This is a genomic window from Ruminococcus sp. (assembly GCF_045129435.1).
Lineage (GTDB): Bacteria > Bacillota > Clostridia > Oscillospirales > Acutalibacteraceae > Ruminococcoides.
Map to the genome: position 1 here is coordinate 1 of NZ_JBGVJL010000079.1, position 7,311 is coordinate 7,311.

A 7,311-nucleotide genomic window follows, 5' to 3' on the forward strand; every position below is an offset into this window, starting at 1 on the left:
CAGAAATTTTAAGCGTTTCCGTAACCGTATTTTACATATGTTTTCTCACCAAATGCAAAAACAAGCGATAGCTTGATTTACTATCGCTTGTTCATTTCAATTCTTCTTTTTCGGGTTTACCCCAACTATTGACATAGAGCCCATATGTAATGCCTCCAACAATTTGTTTTTTCAATCCGATTTGTTACACAAATTCTTTACTCCAAGAAATCAGTATGAAAAATTACTTCCTTATCAAGACTTTCAGCTAATGCTATCTCTTTCTTTACCTGATCACCGATATAACCGTTAATATCAACTACATAAACAGCATCTGAAATTTCTATTTTTCTAAAATGAGCGGAGTTTAAAGCAAGTATTTCATATGCACCGAGTTTTAATTTATCTTCGTTATAAACGCATCGCAGTACACACATATTGTACTTCATTTCTAAAGCGAAAGCAATTCTTTTCATCTCATTTTCAAATTTCATACTTCCGCACAATGCAACAATTTTCAATTTTTATCCTCACAAGTTTCGTGTTTCATATGTTTAGCAATATTATTTTACTTTTTCTATGGTATCGTGACATACCGTACCGTTTTCGGCGATAGTAGATTTTCTTATAAATCTTGAATGATGTTTTAACACACCAAACGCATACCAGTCGTGGGTGCAGAACACCTTGCAAAATTCGGGGTATCCGTGTTCTTTGCAAGTATCGAAATACAAGCAACGGCTAATCTCATAAGTAAATCCTTTGTTGTCATCCTGCAAAACTTCAATATCCCAGCAAGTTCTCTTTTCACCCTCAAGGTCATCTAACAAAGACTGCCTTACAATTTTATATCCGTTCGGCAGCAAGTCGGCACCCTTATACAAAACATAAGAAATTTTTCTTATGGACGCACACATATAATCATACGCACTGATCCCCTCTTTTTCGTTCAAGCCTTTCTCTCGCAGTATCTCATATGCCGCTAAACCCGAAAATATATTCATATATGAGGAGAATTTACCTCTTTCCTTGCCCATTTCAACCTCGTTCATATAACGGTAAAATCTTTCTTCGTATTCCGCAGCAATATCATCAGCCGAAAGAGCGGTGTTTTTAGCCACATACTTTCTCAACTTCTTTTTGTATCCCGATATAAGCATCTTACAAGTTTTCTCTTCTTTTTTTGTCAACATTTTCTCCTCCAATTAATTTTTAGTCTAATTTATATTGTAACACAATTCCTATTAACTTCAAATATATTCACCAGTTAATGTTTTAATATCATCAAATCTCGACTTGTTTTATTTTAAATATTGAAGTGCATTTATAAATTATTGTTTAGCAACGGTCGGGAAATTTTTGCTTGACTTATTGCAGACTTTATACTCGGACATAAAAATTTGTTCAACCTTTTTCAAAGGTTGTGGGTGTGGGCAAAGCCCACAAAGCTTTTTGCTAACAAGAAATTCTAATAGACAAACAGCGTTGCTGTTTGTCGGCTTGAACACAATGGCGAAAGCCTTATAATTGCGACAGCAACACAAAACAGAAAGATATTCTTTTTATTTTTTATAAATCATTCTTATTAAAAGGCTGCCGCCTGTTTTGTCAAACTTTGCTTTAGCACACAAACAGCGTTGCTGTTTGTGCCTGAAAATTTGCAATAAAACAGCTTTCTTGGGCGTTGCCCAAACCCACGAGCCTTTAAAAAGGCTCGACCTAAATTTCTTTGTCCGAGCAGAAATCATAGGCAATCTCAAAGCTTTCAACTCCCGACCGTTACTAAGTCATTGTCGAAAATAGGAAAATTATTACTTTACAAACTATCTTCTCATAACAAAAACCATAATTTACCCCAACTATTGAAAAAGAGTTAAATTTTTAAACACAAAAGCGAAAAGGTCTATTGTCTTACGACAATAGACCTTTTCATGGTGCCGGTGACCGGACTTGAACCGGTACGGTCGCAATGACCGAGGGATTTTAAGTCCCTTGTGTCTGCCTATTCCACCACACCGGCAAATTGTTTGGTGACCCGGACGAGAATCGAACTCGTGTTACCGCCGTGAAAGGGCGGTGTCTTAACCGCTTGACCACCGGGCCGTATGGTAGCGGAAATAGGACTTGAACCTACGACACCTCGGGTATGAACCGAGTGCTCTAGCCAGCTGAGCTATTCCGCCATCTGTTTTGCCAACATCAAATCAGCAAGATAGATTATAATATAATATGCCCGATTTGTCAAGGCTTTTTTAAAAGTTTTTTAAATTTTTTTGAAAAACTTTTTAATATTATAAATCCACCTGTATTTTACTGTATTTTTTACGGATAATACACGCTTAAAGGTGGAATTTCGCCTGCAAAATCACGCAATTATTCCTACAGTTTTATTGTTAGCATTAAAATTTATTTTATTCTGCAAAAGCACTGCATTGTCCCCTGCCTGTTACAGCAAGGGACAACACAAATTATTTAACCGAAATTACTTTTACTTAGTAAAATTACTCTGCATCAGGAAGGCTTGCAAGCTTTTCGAGATGAGCGTACTTCTCCTCAGCAACCTTTTCAGCCTTAGCAAAGAGCTTTTCTGCTCTCTCAGGGAATGAACGGGTAAGTGAGTTATAACGAACCTCGCCCATAATAAAGTCACGATATGAAGCACTCGGAGCTTTGCAATCGAGCATAAACGGATTCTTGCCCTCATCAGCACGGCGTGGGTCATAACGGAAGATATTCCAGTAACCTGCCTCAACTGCCTTCTTCTCTTCCTGCTGAGCAATGCTCATACCGCCCTTAATACCATGGTTGATACATGGAGCGTAGCAGATGATAAGTGATGGGCCGTTGTAGCTTTCAGCCTCTACCATAGCCTTGAGCACCTGATTGTTGTCGGCACCCATAGCACACTGTGCTACATATACATAGCCGTAGCTCATAGCGATAGCAGCAAGGTCTTTCTTCTTAACAGCCTTACCTGCAGCAGCAAACTGAGCAACTGAACCTACCGGAGTAGCCTTAGAAGCCTGTCCGCCTGTATTTGAGTAAACCTCTGTATCGAATACGAGGATATTTACATTTTCGCCTGAAGCGATAACATGGTCAAGACCGCCGAAGCCGATATCGTAAGCCCAGCCGTCACCACCGAAGATCCACATTGACTTCTTAGCAAGCTCGTCCTTGTCAATAAGTGTCTTCTTAGCAAGTTCGCCAACCTTAGCGTCATCAACATTCTTTTCAAGCTCTGCAATAAGAGCGTCTGTTGCAGGACGGCTTGCGGTTGAATCGCAAACTGTGTCGAGGTAGTTCTGACAAGCTGTCTTTAATTCATCGCTGTCAGTATCCTTCTGAATGTTCTGAACATACTCTACGAGTCTGTTGCGGATAGCCTTCTGACCGAGAGCCATACCAAGACCAAACTCAGCGTTATCCTCGAAGAGTGAGTTCTGCCAAGCAGGACCAAAGCCCTTCTTGTTCTTAGTATATGGTGTAGCAGGAGCAGAAGCACCCCAGATTGATGAACAGCCTGTTGCGTTTGCAATGAACATTCTATCACCAAAGAGCTGAGTAACGAGCTTTGCGTATGGTGTTTCACCACAACCTGCACAAGCACCTGAGAACTCAAGGAGTGGCTGCTTGAACTGGCTGCCCTTAACTGTAGAGAACTTGAACTTCTCAGCAACTTCCGGCTTATCGTCAAGAGTTACTGCATAGTCAAATACTGCCTGCTCAGCACGCTGGCTGTCGATTGGCTGCATTGTAAGAGCCTTTGCACCCTTCTTGCCCGGGCAAACATTAGCACAAGCACCACAGCCTGTACAGTCGAGTGTTGATACAGTCATAACGAACTTGAGGTCTTTAAGACCCATCATTGGAATGCTCTTTGTACCCTCAGGAGCAGCAGCAAGCTCGTCCTCTGTCATAGCAACAGGACGGATTACAGCGTGAGGACATACGATAGCACATTTATTACACTGAATACAGTTTTCAAAGTTCCACTCAGGAACATCAACTGCAATACCACGCTTCTCATAAGCAGCAGAGCCGTTTGGAGCAGTACCGTCAACATGATCCATAAATGCAGATACAGGAAGCTTATTACCCTTGTACTCATTTACAGGCTTGAGGATACCGTTTACATACTCAACGAGTTTACCCTCGCCAGGAACAACATCAGCAGTCTTATCGTCTGTAGCGTTTGCCCAGTCAGCAGGAATTTCAACCTTCTTAAGGTCCTCCATACCACGGTCAATAGCGGCGTAGTTCATATCTACGATAGCCTGACCTTTCTTCATATAAGACTTCTTAGCAGCAGCCTTCATAAGCTCCTTAGCCTTTTCAGCAGGAATGATGTCTGCAATCTTAAAGAAAGCTGACTGCAATACTGTATTGATTCTGCCGCCAAGACCGATTTCCTTACCAATCTTGATACCGTCGATTGTGTAGAAATTGATGTTTCTTGTAGCAAGGATTCTCTTCATCTTGCCCGGAAGTCTTTCAGAAAGCTCTTCAACATCCCAAGGACAGTTGAGGAGGAATGAACCGCCTTCCTTAAGGTCGTCAACGATATCGTACTTGTCAACATATGATGGGTTGTGACAAGCTACGAAGTCAGCCTTTGAAATGTAGTATGTTGACTTAATCGGCTGATTACCAAAACGGAGGTGAGATACTGTAAGACCGCCTGACTTCTTTGAGTCATAAGCAAAGTAGCCCTGAGCGTACATATCAGTATTATCACCGATAATCTTAATGGAGTTCTTGTTCGCACCAACAGTACCGTCAGCACCAAGACCCCAGAATTTACATGAATGTGTACCCTTTGGAGTTGTGTCAGGGTTTTCAACGATTGGAAGTGAGAGATTTGTTACATCATCAACAATGCCGATTGTAAATCTTCTCTTTGGAGCGTCGCTCTCTGCATTTCTGTAAACAGCAATGATGTCAGCAGGAGTTGTATCCTTAGAACCAAGACCGTATCTGCCTGTAAATACCTTTACGCCGGCAAAGTCTGAGCCGTTGATAGCAGCAAGAACATCAAGATAAAGAGGCTCACCGATTGAACCCGGCTCTTTTGTTCTGTCAAGAACAGAAATAGTCTTAACTGTCTTAGGAAGTTCGCTTAAGAGGTAATCTGCAACGAATGGTCTGTAGAGGTGAACCTTTAAAAGACCAACCTTTTCGCCTGCAGCGTTGAGGAAGTCAACAACCTCTTCGGCACAGTCACATACAGAACCCATAGCTACGATAATGTTCTCTGCGTCCTCTGCACCATAGTAGTTGAACGGCTTGTAGTTTGTGCCGATCTTCTCGTTTACCTTGTTCATATATTCAACAACAACTTCAGGTACTGCGTCATAGTACTTGTTGCAGGCCTCTCTTGCCTGGAAGAAGATGTCGTCGTTCTGAGCTGTACCTCTTGTTACAGGGTGCTCAGGGTTAAGTGCTCTTCTGCGGAATGCCTCTACAGCGTCCCAGTCAAGCATATCTGCGAGATCTGCATAGTCCCACTCCTCAATCTTCTGAATCTCGTGAGAGGTTCTGAAACCGTCAAAGAAGTGGAGGAAAGGTACTCTGCCCTTGATAGCTGAAAGGTGTGCAACAGCAGCAAGGTCCATACATTCCTGTGGGTTGTTTGAACAGAGCATTGCATAGCCTGTCTGACGGCAAGCGTAAATATCTGAATGGTCACCGAAAATTGAAAGAGCGTGGCTTGTAAGAGCACGAGCAGATACATGGATTACGCCAGGTAAAAGCTCACCAGCCATCTTGTACATATTCGGAATCATAAGAAGCAAGCCCTGTGAAGCTGTGTAGGTTGTGGTTAACGCACCGGCTGCGAGTGAGCCGTGAACTGCACCAGAAGCACCGCCTTCTGACTGCATTTCTGTAACCTGTACTTCTCTGCCGAAAAGGTTCTTTGTACCCATTGCCGAGAACTTATCGGTAAGGTCAGCCATTACGGAAGAAGGTGTGATAGGATAGATAGCAGCTACATCTGTAAACGCATAAGAAACATGAGCAACAGCACTGTTACCGTCCATAGTTTTCATTTTTCTTGCCATTGGAATTGTCCTCCTTAAAAGTATGTCAGCGACAACACCGTTTGCCGCATTTAATACAATTCTAAAAGATACATACTGTATCATAGTAAATTTTATCACTTAAATGTTAATTTGTAAAGAGGTTTTCACCAATAACAGATAAGTTTTTACTTGATTTTTCTTTAACTTTACCAAATATTTTAAATTCCGGCATAAATCTGAATTTTATGGTATTTTTCCTACGCTTTCGGAAAGTTTAAAAACACTAAACACCCCAAAACTAAAAACATTTTGCCATAATGGTTTTTCTTAAAAATTTATTATACATACATTATGTAATTTTTGTTCGATTTTGGGAAGAAATTTTACAAGATAACGACTATATTTTTTGAAAATAATAGTCATTTTTATTAAAGAAATTATAATGCTTTTAAAGAATTAAAAATACTTTAAAAAAGCGTATAATAGGTTGGATAATCAATTTGACATAATATGACTTTTTATAACTTTATAGGGTACGGAGGCAGTATGTTAAAATTAGGACTTGACATTGGCTCAACTACAATTAAATGTGTCGTTTTAGACGATGAAAATAAACTTATTTACAGCACCTATGAAAGGCATTATTCCCAGATAACCGAGAAAATTGCCGAAATTCTTGCTACGGTTCGCAGTAAGGTAAATGGTGTTGAAAACGCAGCCGTTGCACTCTCGGGCTCTGCCGGTATGGGTGTGGCAGAGTCAAGCAACATTGACTTTGTGCAGGAGGTTTACGCAACAAGAGTTGCCACAAACACTTTTATTCCGGGCACAGATGTTGTTATTGAGCTTGGCGGTGAGGACGCAAAAATTCTTTTCCTTACAAACGGACTTGAGGTGCGTATGAACGGTACTTGTGCAGGCGGTACGGGTGCGTTTATTGACCAGATGGCAACACTCCTCAATGTTCCTCTTGAAGAGCTTGACGACCTTGCAAAGCAGTACGAAAAAACCTACACCATTGCATCTCGCTGTGGTGTGTTTGCCAAGACTGACATTCAGCCTCTTTTAAATCAGGGGGCAAGAAAGAGCGATATTGCCGAAAGTATCTTTAATGCCGTTGTAAGCCAGACCGTAGCAGGTCTTGCACAGGGCAGAGAAATTGAAGGTCAGGTGGTATATCTCGGCGGTCCTCTCACATTTATGAGTGAACTTAGAAACTGCTTTGACAGAACCCTGAACACAAAGGGTATCTGCCCTGAAAATTCACTTTATTTTGTTGCCTGCGGTGCGGCTCTCTGTGCCGAAAAAG

Annotated in this window: 4 protein-coding genes and 3 tRNA genes; 1 reads left to right on the top strand and 6 read right to left on the bottom strand. The window is 41.2% G+C overall.

Going from position 1 to position 7,311, the window contains the following annotated elements; translation table 11 throughout:
* Nucleotides 1-197 precede the first annotated feature (197 nt).
* The 6 genes from ACJMMI_RS03865 to nifJ form a co-directional block, all read right to left on the bottom strand.
* The gene (locus ACJMMI_RS03865; RefSeq protein WP_405353731.1) at nucleotides 198-500 is read right to left on the bottom strand and encodes a hypothetical protein; all 303 of its coding nucleotides are present in this window, start codon (nucleotides 498-500) and stop codon (nucleotides 198-200) included.
* A 42-nt stretch (nucleotides 501-542) separates the two neighbouring features.
* Entirely contained in the window at nucleotides 543-1,172 is a 630-nt protein-coding gene (locus ACJMMI_RS03870; RefSeq protein ID WP_405353733.1) for an L-2-amino-thiazoline-4-carboxylic acid hydrolase, read from the bottom strand.
* Between the two features lie 739 nt (nucleotides 1,173-1,911).
* Nucleotides 1,912-1,999, bottom strand: a tRNA-Leu gene (locus ACJMMI_RS03875).
* Nucleotides 2,000-2,007: 8 nt separating this feature from the next.
* Nucleotides 2,008-2,082, bottom strand: a tRNA-Glu gene (locus tag ACJMMI_RS03880).
* A 3-nt stretch (nucleotides 2,083-2,085) separates the two neighbouring features.
* Nucleotides 2,086-2,162: transfer RNA gene (locus ACJMMI_RS03885), tRNA-Met, on the bottom strand.
* Between the two features lie 318 nt (nucleotides 2,163-2,480).
* Nucleotides 2,481-6,041: a pyruvate:ferredoxin (flavodoxin) oxidoreductase gene (gene nifJ / locus ACJMMI_RS03890; protein ID WP_405353735.1), complete on the bottom strand. Its 3,561-nt coding sequence runs from the start codon at nucleotides 6,039-6,041 to the stop codon at nucleotides 2,481-2,483.
* 507 nt (nucleotides 6,042-6,548) lie between these two features.
* Here nifJ and ACJMMI_RS03895 point away from each other — a divergent pair.
* On the top strand, nucleotides 6,549-7,311 hold a 763-nt coding region (locus ACJMMI_RS03895), incomplete at its 3' end, for an acyl-CoA dehydratase activase (protein WP_405353737.1).